The organism is Arthrobacter sp. B055-34, assembly GCF_059090425.1.
In genome coordinates, this window is sequence record NZ_JBNHFQ010000001.1 from 1 (window position 1) to 15,424 (window position 15,424).

General features: G+C 66.1%; 13 protein-coding genes. All 13 read right to left on the minus strand.

The genetic code is table 11. The annotated features are described in order from the left end of the window. Positions 1-523 precede the first annotated feature (523 nt). The 13 genes from tyrS to argC all read right to left on the minus strand — a co-directional run bounded on the left by tyrS (position 524) and on the right by argC (position 15,343). Positions 524-1,834 carry a tyrosine--tRNA ligase gene (tyrS, locus tag AC5RWO_RS00005; protein WP_498728507.1) on the minus strand — a complete coding sequence of 437 codons (1,311 nt, stop codon included), beginning with the start codon at positions 1,832-1,834 and terminating at the stop codon, positions 524-526. Positions 1,835-1,847: 13 nt separating this feature from the next. Beyond that, positions 1,848-4,103 (minus strand): HelD family protein, encoded by a 2,256-nt coding sequence (locus AC5RWO_RS00010; protein WP_498728508.1) that lies wholly within the window; start codon positions 4,101-4,103, stop codon positions 1,848-1,850. Positions 4,104-4,230: 127 nt separating this feature from the next. Further along, positions 4,231-4,770: an adenine phosphoribosyltransferase gene (locus AC5RWO_RS00015; protein WP_498728509.1), complete on the minus strand. Its 540-nt coding sequence runs from the start codon at positions 4,768-4,770 to the stop codon at positions 4,231-4,233. A 108-nt stretch (positions 4,771-4,878) separates the two neighbouring features. Continuing rightward, on the minus strand, positions 4,879-5,523 hold the full coding sequence (locus AC5RWO_RS00020; RefSeq protein ID WP_498728510.1) for a DNA-3-methyladenine glycosylase: 645 nt from the start codon (positions 5,521-5,523) through the stop codon (positions 4,879-4,881). Next, positions 5,523-6,521: an SRPBCC domain-containing protein gene (locus AC5RWO_RS00025; protein WP_498728511.1), complete on the minus strand. Its 999-nt coding sequence runs from the start codon at positions 6,519-6,521 to the stop codon at positions 5,523-5,525. The genes AC5RWO_RS00020 and AC5RWO_RS00025 overlap by 1 nt, the downstream gene beginning before the upstream one ends. 203 nt (positions 6,522-6,724) lie before the next feature. Then, a complete protein-coding gene (gene argH / locus AC5RWO_RS00030; protein ID WP_498728512.1) occupies positions 6,725-8,146 on the minus strand; it encodes an argininosuccinate lyase in 1,422 nt (473 codons plus the stop codon). A 2-nt stretch (positions 8,147-8,148) separates the two neighbouring features. Next, positions 8,149-9,357 carry an argininosuccinate synthase gene (locus AC5RWO_RS00035; protein WP_498728513.1) on the minus strand — a complete coding sequence of 403 codons (1,209 nt, stop codon included), beginning with the start codon at positions 9,355-9,357 and terminating at the stop codon, positions 8,149-8,151. Between the two features lie 40 nt (positions 9,358-9,397). Continuing rightward, positions 9,398-9,946 (minus strand): arginine repressor, encoded by a 549-nt coding sequence (locus tag AC5RWO_RS00040; protein ID WP_498728514.1) that lies wholly within the window; start codon positions 9,944-9,946, stop codon positions 9,398-9,400. Then, entirely contained in the window at positions 9,943-10,905 is a 963-nt protein-coding gene (argF, locus tag AC5RWO_RS00045; protein WP_498728515.1) for an ornithine carbamoyltransferase, read from the minus strand. Before argF ends, AC5RWO_RS00040 begins: the two co-directional genes overlap by 4 nt. Beyond that, a complete protein-coding gene (locus tag AC5RWO_RS00050) occupies positions 10,902-12,251 on the minus strand; it encodes an acetylornithine transaminase (protein ID WP_498728516.1) in 1,350 nt (449 codons plus the stop codon). Before AC5RWO_RS00050 ends, argF begins: the two co-directional genes overlap by 4 nt. Then, positions 12,248-13,156, minus strand: coding sequence for an acetylglutamate kinase (argB, locus tag AC5RWO_RS00055; protein ID WP_498728517.1), 909 nt, complete (start codon positions 13,154-13,156; stop codon positions 12,248-12,250). Before argB ends, AC5RWO_RS00050 begins: the two co-directional genes overlap by 4 nt. A gap of 7 nt (positions 13,157-13,163) precedes the next feature. Beyond that, entirely contained in the window at positions 13,164-14,315 is a 1,152-nt protein-coding gene (argJ, locus tag AC5RWO_RS00060; protein ID WP_498728518.1) for a bifunctional glutamate N-acetyltransferase/amino-acid acetyltransferase ArgJ, read from the minus strand. Next, positions 14,312-15,343, minus strand: coding sequence for an N-acetyl-gamma-glutamyl-phosphate reductase (argC, locus tag AC5RWO_RS00065; RefSeq protein WP_498728519.1), 1,032 nt, complete (start codon positions 15,341-15,343; stop codon positions 14,312-14,314). Before argC ends, argJ begins: the two co-directional genes overlap by 4 nt. Positions 15,344-15,424: the final 81 nt, after the last annotated feature.

A 15,424-nucleotide genomic window follows, 5' to 3' on the forward strand; every position in this document is an offset into this window, starting at 1 on the left:
CACCACGGAGGCGGTGCCCCACGACAATAATTCAACCAATAAAATAATTGGTATCAACAAACTTGGCACACTATTGAGTTCTCAAACAACAGGAGCAAACGAATACTCTTTGAAACTAGGATTCTTGTCGAATTCTTTTGTGTTTCGCATTTCTTCGCTGCGATGTTCATAAATTTATTTCATTCGATATCTCTTGTCAAATCGGTGTTTTCCGCGATTTTACATTCGATAAAGAATGCACCCGCAACAATTTTCGGCACCCCCGGCTTTTGCATCAAGTGCGTGCCGGAATTGCTTCCGATTTGTCTTGGGATTTTGTCCTCCTGCTCGCTTTGTCTTTTTCAACTCAGCGGCGGCGACTCAGAAAACAATACACAAGGTTTCGGACTCCTGCAAATCCGACTGAATTACCCGCTCCAAACCACAACGGACCCGTCCCCTGCCCGCCGCCTTGTCGGCAGCTGCAGGGACCGGGCCCGCGTTGTTGGCTCTGCCGGAATTGTTCCCGACGCGCAGCCTTTGGCTATGCAGGTACTTCGACCATTGCCAGGGTGCGCTTGCCCCTGCGCATCAGCAGGTACTTGCCGTGCAGCAGCTTCGTAGCGTCGATGACTGCATCCGGATCCGTGATTTTTTCGTTGTTCACGTACGCGCCGCCTTCGGCTACGGTGCGACGCGCGCCGGAATTGCTCGGCACAAGGCCGGAGGCAACGAGCAAACCGATGATGTTCAGGGAGCCGCGCTCCACAGTGGCGCTGGGCAGCTGCGAAGTGGCCGAAACCAACGTGGCTTCGTCCAGCGCTTCCAGTTCTCCCTGCCCGAACAACGCCGCCGAAGCAGCGATCACCTTGTCGGTTGCTTCCTCGCCATGCACCAGCGAGGTCACATCGTAGGCCAGCACGCGCTGGGCCTCGCGGGTATGGGCGCGTTCGGCTACTGCCTTTTCGAGCTCTTCGATTTCCGTTCTGCTCCGGAAGGTAAAGACCTTCAGCCGCTCGACAACGTCGGCATCTGCCGTGTTCAGCCAGAACTGGTACATCGCGTACGGGCTGCACATCGCGGCGTCGAGCCAGATGGCGTTGCCTTCGCTCTTGCCGAACTTCGTTCCATCCGAGTTGGTGATCAGCGGAGTGCCGATGGCGTGAACGGACTTGCCCTCGACCTTGCGGATCAGCTCGGTACCGCTGGTCAGATTGCCCCACTGGTCCGACCCGCCGGTCTGCAGCACACAGCCGTACTGGCGGAACAGTTCCAGGTAATCCATGCCCTGCAGGATCTGGTAGCTGAATTCCGCGTAACTGATCCCTTCCTCGGAGTTCAGCCGGGAAGCGACGATGTCTTTTTTGATCATGGTGCCGACGCGGAAGTGCTTGCCGATCTCGCGCAGGAAGTCCAGCGCGCTCATCGGCGCCGTCCAGTCCAGGTTGTTCACCATCCGGGCCGCGTTCTCGCCCTCGAAGCTGAGGAACCGCTGCACCTGGCCCTGCAGGTAGCCGACCCATTCGGCAACGGTTTCCTTGGTGTTCATCGTCCGCTCTGCGGTGGGGCGCGGATCCCCCACCAGACCGGTGGAACCGCCGACCAGACCGAGGGGCTTGTGGCCGGCCAGCTGCAGGCGGCGCATGGTCAACAGCTGGACGAGGTTGCCCAGATGCAGGCTTGGCGCCGTTGGGTCGAAGCCGCAGTAATACGTGATCGGTTCACCGGCCAGCAGCTTTTCCAGCTCCGCCTCATCGGTGGAGACGTGGACCAATCCGCGCCACTTCAGTTCCTGCCATACATTGGCGAAACTGGGGTCATTGCTTTGGGAACTCAGAAACGTATTAGTTGACACGGACTCTAAAATATCAGCCTTCGATGCCCGGTGGGATATCGCCCTCCGCCAGAAGACGCAGACGCTGGGTGGGACGCGTCATTGCGACGTACAGATCGCCCACCTTGCCACTGACACCGTCAAGCAGTTCCGCCGGTTCCAGCAGGACAACGCCGTCGAATTCCAGCCCCTTGGCTTCCTTCGGTCCAATGACCGTGATGTCCTGGTCCAACCCGCCGGCTCCCGCGCCCACGCGGCTGCCATAGACAGCCTCCAACACCTTGCGTGCTTCTTCCACGCGATGATCCGCGGCGATGACCGCCAACAGGCCGCCATCGAGGGCGTCGAGCTCCTCAGGCATGACCTCGCGCAGTCTGCCGAGGAGTCCGCCGTCGTCCACCTTGTCAATGATCGGATCCCAGATACCGTCCCGGACAGCCTTGGGCGCCGAGACCACAAGTCCGGCCGCATTGGCCATGCGCACCGCAGCTTCCGCAATTTGCGACGGCGTGCGGTAGTTCACCGTCAGCTCTTCCAGCCGCCAGCGGTCCTGGGCAAAGGGCTCAAGGACCTGCTGCCACGAGTGCGCGCCGGCAGCGGAGCTGGTCTGGGCGATGTCGCCCACAACCGTGAAGGACTTCAGCGGGCAGCGGCGCATCAACAGCCGCCACTGCATGGCCGACAGTTCCTGCGCTTCATCGACCACGATGTGGCCGAAGGCCCAAGTCCGGTCCGATGCCGCCCGTTCTGCCGCAGTGAAGCGCGTCTCCTGGATCTGGTTGTGGGCCGCCAAGTCCTCGGCGCTGACGAGACCGTCGATCCCGCTGGCCTTCAACGCCTCGTCCAGGTTCACGAGGGACTGCTCTGCATTCGCGACGTCGCGCGCACGCTGATGCTCCCGCTGGGACTTGTCCCGGGCGCTGGAAACATCCATCGGGCCGAGGAGTTCTGCCGCCTCGTCGAGGAGCGGCACGTCGGCCTCGGTCCATGGCGCAGACGGATCACGCAAGAGCAGTGCCCGTTCCGCGTCGCTCAGCTGGGGCGTAGCGCCTTCCAGATGCGCGGGCTTGCTCAGCAGTTCGCCGATCAGCTGCTCCGGCGTCAGCGGCATCCAGCACAGGTTCAGCGCCACGCGCACGTCACGGGAAGTACGGACATCTTCCGTCAGGTAACTGCGGTCCGCATTGTTGCCCGGCCCGGAGGACTCTTCCAGCGCCTGGGTCAACTGCTCGGTCAGTTCGCGCAGCAGGATCTTCACGAACGTCGTGCGCGCCTCGTTGTGCGGCTTGCCGGTGGACCGTGCCCTGTCCCGGGCGCGGATCACCTGCTTCGGAGTCAGCGTCAGGTTGGTGCCCTCGACATTGAGCTTGCGCGGGCCTGCCGGGATGCGCTGCCGGTTAGCCACCGCGCGCGCCACCACCTTGGCCATGGACGCGCGGCCCTTGAGCTCGGCGACGGCCTGGTTGGTTTCCGGCACGGCGTTAATGCCCGGCATCAGCTTGCCCAGAGTGGACATCACCACACCGGTCTCGCCGAGCGACGGCAGGACACGTTCGATGTACTTCATGAAGGAGTTCGACGGCCCGACCAGCAGGACGCCGGCGGACTTCAGCCGCTCCCGGTGCATATACAGCAGGTACGCCGCGCGGTGCAGGGCAACGGCGGTCTTGCCCGTCCCCGGCCCGCCCTGAACCACCAGCACGCCCGGCATGGGGCTGCGGATGATCCGGTCCTGCTCGGCCTGGATGGTGCCGACGATGTCCGACATCTGGCCGGTGCGTTTCGAGTTCAGCGCTGCCAGCAGGGCGCCTTCTCCTTGCAGGTTGCCCGAATCGAGCATCGACGCGTCCAGCACGTCGTCCTCGACGGCTTTAACGTCGCGGCCCTTCAGGATCAGGTGGCGCCGCCGTCGTACGCCTTGGCGTTCGAAAGCCGTGGCCTGGTAGAAGACTCCGGCCTCCGGCGCCCGCCAGTCCACCATGAGCCGCTGCAGATCAGCCGTGCTCAGGCCGATGCGGCCGATGTAGCGGGATTCCCCGCTGTCCAGATCCAGGCGGCCGAAGACCAGGCGGTCATCGACGGCGTTGAGCTGGGCGAGCCGGTCCTCGTACATGGTGGCGAAGGCGTCACGTTCAGAAATATTCTGCATCGTGCCCACGGCACCGCCGCTGCGGACCCGGTCCAGCTGCTGCTGCTTTTCGGCGCGCAACTCATCCAGACGCTGGTACAAACCCGCGACATAGTCCCGCTCGTGTTCAAGTTCCGCGTGTGCCGAAACCGCTTCCTGCATTATGTGTTCCTCCCGCAAAGGCAGAGCGTCAATCTTACAGTGCCCGGCACGAAAATACATGAACGCGCACGTCAGGGCCCAGCGCGGCGACTGTACCGGAGGCGATCCGGAGAAGATCCGGACGTAATTACTCGCGGACCAGCGACCGGATCCGGTGGCCTGCCAGCGCCGCACGTCCGCGCAGGCCGGTCAGTTCCAGTACGACGCCGAAACCGGACACCTGCACTCCGGCCCTTTCGAACAGCCGGCAGGCCGCACCGAGCGTGCCGCCGGTGGCCAGCACGTCGTCCAGAATGAGCACGCGCATGCCGGGCTTGAGATCGTCGGCATGCAGTTCCAGCGTCGCCGTGCCGTATTCGAGGGTGTAGTCCTCCGAGTAAACCTTGCGCGGCAGTTTGCCCTTCTTCCGGACCGTCACCACGCCTTTGCCCGACGCGTATGCTCCGGCGGCCGCCAGCAGGAAGCCGCGCGCTTCGATGCCGGCCACCGCATCGAACTGCCCTTCGAAGGGGTCGATGAGGGCGTGCACAATAGTGCGCAGTGCGGGACCGTCCGCGAAAACGGGCGTCAGGTCCCGGAAGACAATGCCTGGTTTCGGGTAGTCGGAGACGGTTGCCGAAAGCCGGCTGATGACTGACTCAGCGGACTCAGTAGCTCGTTCACTCACCCCACTACCCTACCGGCCACTGGCCTGCAGGAATGACGGCATGACGGGAAAACCTGCGGTGTGCGGAGACCTGCCGGCACCGTGGCTCAGGATTTGCCGGCGTGACAATTAGCCAGCCGAGCGGCGGCGGGGTTTGGCCGCGCGGTAGGGCGAGACTGTTTTCTCCCCCTCCAGCCAGAACCGCCAGGGGTAGCTATCGGTCCCGCCTTCACCGCTGACGCCCACCCGGGGCCCGCTGCGCACATGGGCCGCCGGAGCGGGCGTGGCCGGCAGCCGGACCTCGAGTTCGCCGGGGACGAAGGCCCGCCCGTTATCCGCCAGCGTCAGCCCCAAAGCCTGCGCAAGACGGCCGGGTCCGCGGGCCAACTCGGTATCGTTTTTCGCCGACGTACGACGGCGGTACGCCAGTTCGCGTCCGAGGGTCACGTCGCCGGCGCGGATCAGGACACCGGTGGCTATTCCGGCATGGCCGCAGACGATGTTGACGCAGTGGTGCATCCCGTAGGTGAAGTAGACGTAGATGTGGCCGGCCGGGCCGAACATGGCCTTGTTGCGGTTGGTCTGGCCGCGGAAGGCATGCGATCCCGGGTCGCTTTCGCCAAGGTAGGCCTCCACCTCGGTGATCCGTACACCCACGGCGCCCTCTGCCGTCGTCCGCAGCAGTTGCGCGCCGAGCAGTCCCGGGGCCACCTCATCGGCTGGACGTGCGAGCCATTTCAGCAGTGCTCCCGGGATAGCGGGGACAGTCTCCACTACGATCCGGCGCTGCCGGCCATCCGGCGGTAAAAGTGCGTCAAGGCTTCCCGGTGGTGCGCGGAAGGGTGGACCTCGGCCCCGGCGAGGTACAGGTCCAGTGCGTCGAGCCGCTCGTGCCACAACGCCATGAGTTCGGCGGCGCGGGCCTTCGAGCGCAGCCCGTGGTGGAGCTTCAGGAGCGTCTTGCCGTCGGAGTTCTCCAGCAGCCAGTGCACCGAGCTTTGCTCCACTTCCGGACTGCGCCAGCTGTACTCCAGCCCCTGCTCGTTCACCAAGTAGGTCACGTCACCGCGCATGGTGAATTTCTCGAAGTCCAGCCGGACGTCTCCGCCGACCTGCAGCTGCAGCGTCCCTGGTGCGAGCCACTTTCCGAACATGTCCGGCTCCGTCAGGGCCTGCCAGATGGTTGCCCGGTCCGCGCCCAGCAGCCGGTCAAAGTGGACGCAGTCGTGGCCGGAGTCCTTGCCGAGGGTGCCCATGGTGTGGGACAGCGAGTACTCGCGGGAGTAGGCTTCGCGCAGCTTGGCCCAGCGGTCCGGCTGCGGCTGCGGCTTACGTCCGGCCGCGACATCCTCGAACGCGTCCAGGATGGTCTCCCAGCCCGCGGCGCCTTCGGTCAGGAACGCCCGGCTCTCGGACCGCGCCCGCAGCTGCACCAGTGTGCCGCCGTTGCTGTTGAGCATCCGCCACTCGAGCACGGACTCGTTGTCCAGCTCGTCTTCCCAGGTGATCTGCAGGCTCAGCGGTGCGTTCAGCTGCAGCACAGTGCCGGTGACGGTGCCGCCGACCTCCAGTTCATAGGGCTGGCCCAATTCCCAGCCGGTGATCAGGTTCCCCAGCCACTTGGCCACGTGTTCCGGCTCGGCCAGCAGGCTCCATAGGTAGCTGTGCGGATAGTCGAGCTGGCGGTCAAAAGCCAGCACATAGTCGGACGCGATCCGTTCGATCCGTCCGGACGGAACTACTTTCTCATCCTGCGGGCTCAGCGTCGTCATCGTCACTTCCTCGGCTCGGCGCTCCGGCTGCATCTCTGTTTCACAAACTACCCCAAAGACCGAAGTTACCGGTCGGTAACTTGGCTTTTCAGGGGAGACTCGGAGGGCATAGCAAGAGTGCAGAAGGGCAGAGAACGACGGCGGATCCGTACCTGCTCGCTGCAGGTGCGGATCCGCCGTGGTTAGCTGGTTTTTCGCCGTGGTCAGGCGCCCGCGGCGTACGCGCGCACCGGCTCCAGCTGCACCTTCAGCGCCTCCAGCTGGCTGGCCACGGCCGAGGGGGCGGTGCCGCCCTGGGAGCTGCGGCTGTTCAGCGAGCCTTCCACGCTCAGGACCTCGCGCACCTGCGGGGTCAGGTGCGCCGAGATGCCGGCGTAGTCCTCATCGCTGAGGTCCCACAGCTCGACGCCGCGGCTTTCGGCCAGCTTCACGGCCGCCCCGGAGAGTTCGTGCGCCTCGCGGAACGGCACGCCCTGGCGGACCAGCCACTCGGCGATGTCCGTGGCGAGGGCAAAGCCCTGCGGAGCCAGCGACTCGAGCCGCTCGGTGTTGAACTTCAGCGTGGCGATCATGCCGGAGACTGCCGGGAGCAGCAGTTCCAGGGTGTCCGCCGCGTCGAACACGGGTTCCTTGTCTTCCTGCAGGTCCCGGTTGTAGGCCAGCGGCAGACCCTTGAGCGTGGCCAGCAGCCCGGTCAGGTTCCCGATCAGGCGTCCGGCCTTGCCGCGGGCCAGTTCGGCCACATCCGGGTTCTTCTTCTGCGGCATGATGGAGGATCCGGTGGAGTAGGAGTCATCCAGCGTGACGAAGGAAAATTCCTTGGTCGCCCAGAAAATGACTTCCTCCGAGATCCTGGACAGATCCACGCCGATCATGGCGGACACCCAGGCGAACTCGGCGAAGGCGTCGCGGGAGGCGGTGCCGTCGATGGAGTTCCAGGCCGCGGAGTCGAAGCCCAGGTCGGCCGCGACGGCGTTCGGGTCCAGACCCAGCGAGGACCCGGCGAGGGCGCCGGAGCCGTAAGGCGAAACAGCAGCGCGCTTGTCCCAGTCGGCCAGCCGCTGCACATCGCGCAGCAGCGCCCAGGCATGGGCCAGCAGATGGTGGCTCAGCAGCACCGGCTGCGCGTGCTGCAGGTGCGTGCGGCCCGGCATGGCCACACCGTCGTGCGCCTCGGCCTGCCCGATCAGGGCGTCCACCGTGGCAAGGACGCCGCCGGCGATAATGCGGGCGTGGTCGCGCAGGTACATCCGGCCCAGCGTGGCAATCTGGTCGTTGCGGGACCGGCCGGCGCGGAGCTTGCCGCCGAGCTGCGTGCCGGCCCGCTCGATCAGGCCACGCTCCAGCGAGCCGTGCACATCCTCGTCCGATTCGGCGGCGACGTAGGCACCGGAGCGGACATCGGCGTCGAGCTCATCGAGGGCGGCCAGCATGCCGGCCAGTTCGCCGTCGTCAAGCAGACCGGCCTTGTGCAGCACCCGGGCGTGGGCGCGCGAGCCGTTGATGTCGTAGAGCGCCAGCCGCCAGTCGAAGTGCGTGGACTTGCTCAGTGCTGCCAGCGCATCCGCGGGGCCGCCGGCAAAGCGTCCGCCCCAGAGTGCGCCTTCATTTGTTCCGTGTGCCATTCTTAGTTGCCTTCCGCTGCGCGCTGGTCGCGTCCGGACGCGACCTTGGAGGAGAGACCGAAGATCTCGATGAAGCCCCGGGCCATGGACTGGTCGAACGTATCGCCGGTGTCGTAGGTGGCCAGGTTGAAGTCGTACAGGGCGGTGTCCGAGCGGCGTCCGGTCACGGTGGCGCGGCCGCCGTGCAGTTCCAGCCGGATTTCGCCGCTGACGTGCTGTTGTGTGTCGTCGATGAACGCATCCAGGGATCGCTTCAGCGGCGAGAACCACTGGCCGTCGTAGACCAGTTCGGTCCAGCGCTGGCCCACGGTCTTCTTGAAGCGGGCCTGCTCACGCTCGATGGTGACGTTTTCGAGTTCCTTGTGCGCCGCGATCAGTGCCATGGCGCCGGGGGCCTCGTAGATTTCTCGGGACTTGATGCCCACCAGGCGATCTTCAACGATGTCGATCCGGCCCACGCCCTGGGCGCCGGCGCGGTGGTTCAGCTGTTCGATGGCCTGCAGCGGCGTTACGGCATGTCCGTCGATGGCCACCGGGATGCCTGCCTTGAACGTAATGACCACCTCATCGGCCACCGGCGGGAATTCCGGCGAGGCGGTGTAGTCGTACACGTCCTTGGTGGGCGCGTTCCAGATGTCCTCGAGGAAGCCTGTCTCCACAGCCCGGCCCCAGACATTCTGGTCAATGGAGAACGGGTTCTTCTTGGTAGTGGCGATCGGCAGGTTCTTGGCTTCCGCATAGGCAATGGCCTTGTCGCGCGTCAGCGCCAGGTCGCGGACCGGGGCGATGCACTTGAGCTCCGGGCCCAGGGTCTGGATGCCCACTTCGAAGCGGACCTGGTCATTGCCCTTGCCCGTGCAGCCGTGGGAAACGGTGGTGGCGCCGAACTTCTGGGCCGCCGCCACGAGGTGCTTGACGATCACCGGGCGGGAGACTGCTGAGACCAGCGGGTAGGCGTCCATGTACAGGGCGTTCGCCTTCAGCGCCGGCATGCAGTATTCGGTGGCGAACTCGTCCCGGGCATCGGCCACGTAGGCCTCGACGGCACCGCAGTCAAGGGCCCGCTGCCGGATGGTTTCCAGCGACTCGCCGCCCTGCCCCACATCCACCGCGACGGCGATTACTTCGGCCCCGGTTGCCTCGGCGATCCAGCCGATGGCAACGGAGGTGTCGAGGCCACCGGAGTAGGCCAGAACAATGCGGTCAGTCACTTGGGGTGTGCTCCTATTGGTTTGCAGGGTTGGTAGGTTTTCAGATCTGGCTGTTGCGGGCGGGTTCGTCCGCGAACTGCAGGAAGCGGGCGGCCAGGTCGGCGCCCCCGTTGGGGTCCCTGGTCACCAGCAGGACGGTGTCGTCGCCGGCGATGGTGCCCAGCACCGAGGGCATGACGGAGTGGTCGATGGCCAGGGCCAGGAAGTTGGCGGCTCCGGGCGGTGTCCGCAAGACCACCAGGTTGCCGGAGGCCTCGGCGGTGACCAGCAGGTCCGCGCACAGCTTGGCCAGGCGGGCATCCAGGATCTCCTGGGTAATGCCGGCCTGCGGGGCGCGTTCTCCGCCCTCGGACCTGACGGCGTAAACCAGCGCGCCGTCCTGGCTGCGCACGCGCACGGCACCGAGCTCCACCAGGTCGCGGGACAGGGTTGCCTGCGTCACCTGGACGCCTTCGGCGCCGAGCAGTGCCGCGAGCTCCGCCTGCGAACGCACGGACTGCCCGGTCAGGATCGCTGTGATGCGGGCCTGGCGGGCGGTCTTGGTGGTGGGCATGCTGGTCACGGCCTGTTGTTCCTTCTCCGCCTTCAAGAAATCTTCTGCAGCGGTGCCAGACCGGCCTTGTCCATCAGCCAGACCATCAGGGCCTTCTGCGCGTGCAGCCGGTTCTCTGCCTCATCCCACACCACGGACTGGTCGCCGTCGATCACGTCCGCCGCGATCTCGTAGCCGCGGTAGGCCGGCAGGCAGTGCAGCACGATGGCGTCCGGCGCTGCCAGCTTCATCGCGGCTGCGTCCACGGCGTAGTCCCTGAACAGTTCCAGCCGCTGGGCCTTTTCCTCTTCCTGGCCCATGCTGACCCAGGTGTCGGTGGCGACGACGTCGGTCCCTGCCAGTGCCTCGGCCGCATCGGAGGTAATGAGCACCGAGCCGCCGGTTTCCGCGGCGCGCGCCTCGGCTTCGGCGACGACGTCGGCAGCGGGCAGGTAGCCAACGGGTCCGCCGACGCGCACATGCATGCCCGCCGTGACGCCGGCCAGCAGGTAGGAGTTGGCCATGTTGTTGGCCGCATCCCCCAGGTAGGTCATGGTCAGGCCGGCGAGTTCGCCCTTGTGCTCCCTGATGGTGAGCAGGTCCGCCAGCAGCTGGCACGGGTGGTAGTCGTCGGAGAGCGAGTTGATCACCGGCACCCGTGAGATGGCGGCCATTTCCTCAAGTCCGGAGTGGGCGTAGGTCCGCCAGACCACGGTCGAGACCATGCGCTCGAGGACCTTGACGGTGTCCGAAATGGACTCCTTGTGGCCCATCTGGGATTCGCCCGGATTGATGATCAGCGGCACGCCGCCCAGGTCCGCCACACCGGTGGCGAAGGACAGCCGGGTCCGGGTGGAGGTCTTGTCGAAGATTACTGCCACGGTCTTGCGCCCGGCGCCGTCCGCGGCATACGGCTGATACAGGTACGGCGACTCCTTCATCTGCGCCGCCAGGTCCAGCACCGAGAGCTGTTCGGCCGGGCTCAGGTCGGTGTCTTTGAGGAAGTGGCGGATCATGGCGTGTCCTTCGGGGCATCGGCGTTGGGCGCGGCGGGATTGGCCGCGGCAGTGGTTTCGGCGGCAGCGGTTTCAGCTGCGGCCGCCAAGATGGCGGGCAGCGCCTGGACAAAGGTCTCGGCCTGCGTGCCGGTGAGGATCAGTGGCGGAGCGAGGCGAAGCGTGCGCGGACCGGGGTTGTTGATGATGAATCCGGCCTCCAGCGCGGCACGGACGGCCGGGGCGGCAATCTCCTCGGCCAGGTCGAAGCCGATCAGCAGGCCTTCGCCGCGGACCTCGGTGACGCCGTCGATACCGGCCAACGCGGCACGAAGCTGCGCGCCGACGTCGTTCGCATGCTGCAGCAGTTGCCGGGCCTCGATCGAGTGCAGCGTGGCCAGTGCGGCGGCAGTCGCCACGGGGTTGCCGCCGAACGTAGTACCGTGCTGTCCGGCGGCAAGCAGGGTGGAAACCGGCTCGCCGAACGTCACCATGGCGCCGATGGGGAACCCGCCGCCCAGGCCCTTGGCCAGGGTGATGGCGTCCGGCAGGATGTCCTCCCCGCCGGCCACGCTGCCCTGGTAGGCGAACCAGTTGCCGGTGCGTCCCACGCCGGTCTGGACTTCGTCCAGGATCAGCAGCGCGCCGGCCTCGCGGGTGATTTCGCGGGCGGCCTTAAGGTAACCCGGCGGAAGCGGCCGTACACCCACTTCGCCCTGGATCGGCTCAAGAACGACGGCGGCAACCGTCCCGTCGACCGCGGCCCGCAGCGCGTCCACATCGCCGAAGGGGATGTGCTCCACGCCGCCGGGCAGGGGCTCGAACGGTTCCCGGTAGGCCTGCTTGGCCGTCAGTGCCAGCGCGCCCATGGTCCGGCCGTGGAAGGCACCGTCCAGGGCGATGATCCTGTTCCGCGTGGCGGTGGAGTTGCGGCGGGCCAGCTTGAAGGCCGCCTCGTTGGCCTCGGTGCCGGAATTGGCGAAGAAGACCTTGGAACCGGCCGTGGCCTGCGTCAGCTCCAGCAGCTTTTCGGCCAGCGCGATCTGCGTCGGGCTGGTGAAGAAGTTGGAAATATGGCCCAGCGTGGACAGCTGGCTGGAGATGATGCTGGTGACGAACGGGTCCGCGTGGCCCAGGGCGTTTACGGCGATGCCGCCGAGCAGATCCAGGTATTCCTTGCCGTCGGCGTCCCAGACGGTGCAGCCGTTGCCGCGGACCAGCACGCGCTGCGGCGTGCCGAACACGCCCATCAGGGACTGGTTGTAGCGGGCCAGCAGTTCCTGGTTGTGCAGCCCGTCGAGGCTGGCCAGCTCCGACGCCGATCCGGCAGCCGGCTGTGGTGTTGCCTGTTGTATTGCCTCGCTCATTTCTCGTCTCCGTCCGGAACAACCTGGGTGCCGATGCCGGCAGCGGTAAATATTTCAAGCAGGATCGAGTGCGCCATCCGGCCGTCGACCACCGCGGCGCGCTCCACTCCCCCGTCGACTGCCTTGAGGCAGGCTTCCATCTTGGGGATCATGCCGGACTCGAGCTTGGGCAGCAGGTCCTGCAGCTCGGAGGCGGTCAGCGAGGATATCAGCGAGGACTTGTCCGGCCAGTTGGCGTACAGCCCCTCGACGTCGGTCAGGATTACCAGGCGCGAGGCATGCAGCGCATCGGCCACGGCAGCCGCGGCTGTGTCCGCGTTGACGTTCAGCACCTGGTTGGTGCCTTCGCCGTCGTTGTTGATCTCCGGGGCCACGGTGGAGATCACCGGGATCCGGCCGGCCTCGAGCAGATCCAGGATGGCGGAAGGATTCACACCGACTACTTCGCCGACGAGGCCCAGATCCACTTCTTCGCCGTCCACGACCGTGCCGGTGCGCACGGCCTGCAGCAGCCCGCCGTCTTCCCCCGAAAGCCCGACGGCGTACGGGCCGTGCGAGTTGATCAGGCCGACCAGTTCCCGGCCCACCTGGCCGGTGAGCACCATCCGGACCACGTCCATGGCCTCCGGCGTAGTCACGCGCAGGCCGCCCTTGAACTCGGATTCAATGCCGAGCTTGGAGAGCATGGCGTTGATCTGCGGGCCGCCGCCGTGCACCACCACTGGCTTGATGCCCACGTGGTGCAGGAAGACGATGTCCTCGGCGAAAGCCCGGCGCAGCTCGTCGTTGACCATGGCGTTGCCGCCATACTTGATGACCATGGTGGTCCCGGCGAAGCGCTGGATCCATGGCAGCGCTTCAATCAGCGTGCCCGCCTTGTCCTGGGCTACAAGCATCGTGTTCATCGGTTCCTCAGCTCGAGTACGCGGAGTTCTCGTGCACGTAGTCGTGCGTGAGGTCGTTGGTCCAGATGGTGGCGGACTCGTTGCCGGCGTTCAGGTCGATCATCACGATGACTTCGCGGGCTTCCAGATCCACCAGGTCTCGGGAGTCCCCCACGCCGCCGTTGCGGCAGACCTGCACGCCGTTCATGGTGACGTTCAGCTGGTCCGGCTCAAAGACTGCGTCGGTGGTGCCGACGGCGGAGAGCACCCGGCCCCAGTTGGGGTCCTTGCCGAAGATGGCGGTCTTGAAGAGGTTGGACCGGGCCACCGCACGGCTGACAACCTCCGCATCCCGTTCGGAGGCGGCGTTGATGGTGGTGACGGCGATGTCGTGGCTGGCGCCCTCGGCGTCGGTGATCAGCTGGCGGGCCAGGTCCGCGCACACGGTGGTCAGTCCGGCACTGAATTGAGCCAGGTCCGGCACCGCCCCGGACGCACCGGAGGCCAGCAGGACCACGGTGTCATTGGTGGACATGCAGCCGTCCGAATCCGTCCGGTCGAAGGTCAGCCGGGTGGCCTCGCGCAGCGCCATGTCCAGGGCAGGGGCTTCGACATAGGCGTCGGTGGTGATGACCACCAGCATGGTGGCCAGGCCGGGGGCCAGCATGCCGGCGCCCTTGGCCATGCCGCCGATCACGTAGCCCGAGCCGTCGAACCGCGACTGTTTGGCCACGCTGTCGGTGGTCATGATCGCGGTGGCGGCGTCAGCGCCGCCGTCGTTGTTCAGGGCCGCCGCGGCCGCCTCGACGCCGGGGAGCAGCTTGTCCATGGGCAGCTGTTCGCCGATCAGCCCGGTGGAGCACACCACCACATCGGAAGCGGAAATTCCGAGCAGCGCGGCGGTTTTCTCTGCGGTGCTGTGGGTGTTCTGGAAACCCTCGGGGCCGGTGCACGCGTTGGCCCCGCCGGAGTTCAGGATCACGGCGTCCGCGCGGCCGTCGCTGATCGCCTGCCGGGACCAGTGGACGGGGGCGGCGGCCACGCGGTTGGACGTGAAAACCGCGGCGGCCGATTTGGCGGGACCGTCGTTGACCACCAGGGCCACGTCCGGATTGCCGGAGGCCTTCAGCCCGGCGGTCACGCCTGCGGCGCGGAAACCTTGTGCAGCGGTGACGCTCACGGTGCTACTCCCTGGTGGGTCAGGCCCGCGGTCTCCTCAAGACCGAGGGCGATGTTCATGGACTGGACGGCGCCGCCGGCGGTGCCCTTGGTCAGGTTGTCGATGGCGCAGCTGACGATCACGCGGCCGGCATGCTCATCGAAGGCGAGCTGCATGGCTACGTGGTTGGAGCCCTGGACCGACTTGGTGTGCGGCCACTGGCCCTCCGGAAGCAGATGCACAAAAGCCTCGTCCGCGTAGGCCTCGGCCCAGGCGCGGCGCAGCGTCGCGGCGTCGGTCCCCGGCTTCACCCTGGCCGTGGCCGTAGCCAGGATGCCGCGGCTCATCGGCGCGAGCGTGGGAGTGAAGGAAACCCGGACGTTTTCGCCGGCGGCAGCGGAAAGCCCCTGTTCGATTTCGGGCGTGTGCCGGTGGCCGCCGCCGACGCCGTACGGACTCATGCCGCCCATGACCTCGGAGCCAAGCAGATTGACCTTCACGGATTTACCCGCACCGGAAGTCCCCGACGCGGCAACGATGACCACGTCCTGGGTCTCCAGCAGGCCCGCGCTGAAGCCCGGCGTCAGGGCGAGCAGCGAGCTGGTGGGATAGCAGCCCGGAACGGCGATCCGCTTGGCCTCGCGCAGGCGTTCGCGGTGGCCCGGCAGCTCGGGCAGGCCGTAGGGCCAGGTGCCGGCATGGACCGTGCCGTAGAACTTTTCCCACACGAGCGGGTCTTCCAGCCGGTGGTCCGCTCCGGCGTCGATCACCAGGGTCTCTTCCGGCAGCTTGGCCGCGATCTCCGCACTGGCGCCGTGCGGCAGGGCCAGGAAGACGACGTCGTGCCCGGCCAGGTTTTCTACGGTGGTTTCCGTCAGCTCACGCTCGGCCAGGGTGTGCAGATGCGGCTGGAGCGCGCCCAATCGCGAGCCGGCATTGCTGTGCGCCGTAATGGCCCCGATGGAGACCTCGGGATGGCTGGCCAGCAGGCGGAGCACTTCTCCGCCGGCGTAGCCACTGGCACCGGAAACAGCTACCGAAAAAGTCATAAGGTCACTATACAGGAAAACTTATTCACGGGGGGTAATAATTATGCACGATACGATGAAGCCAGCGCCTGCAGCGGAGAC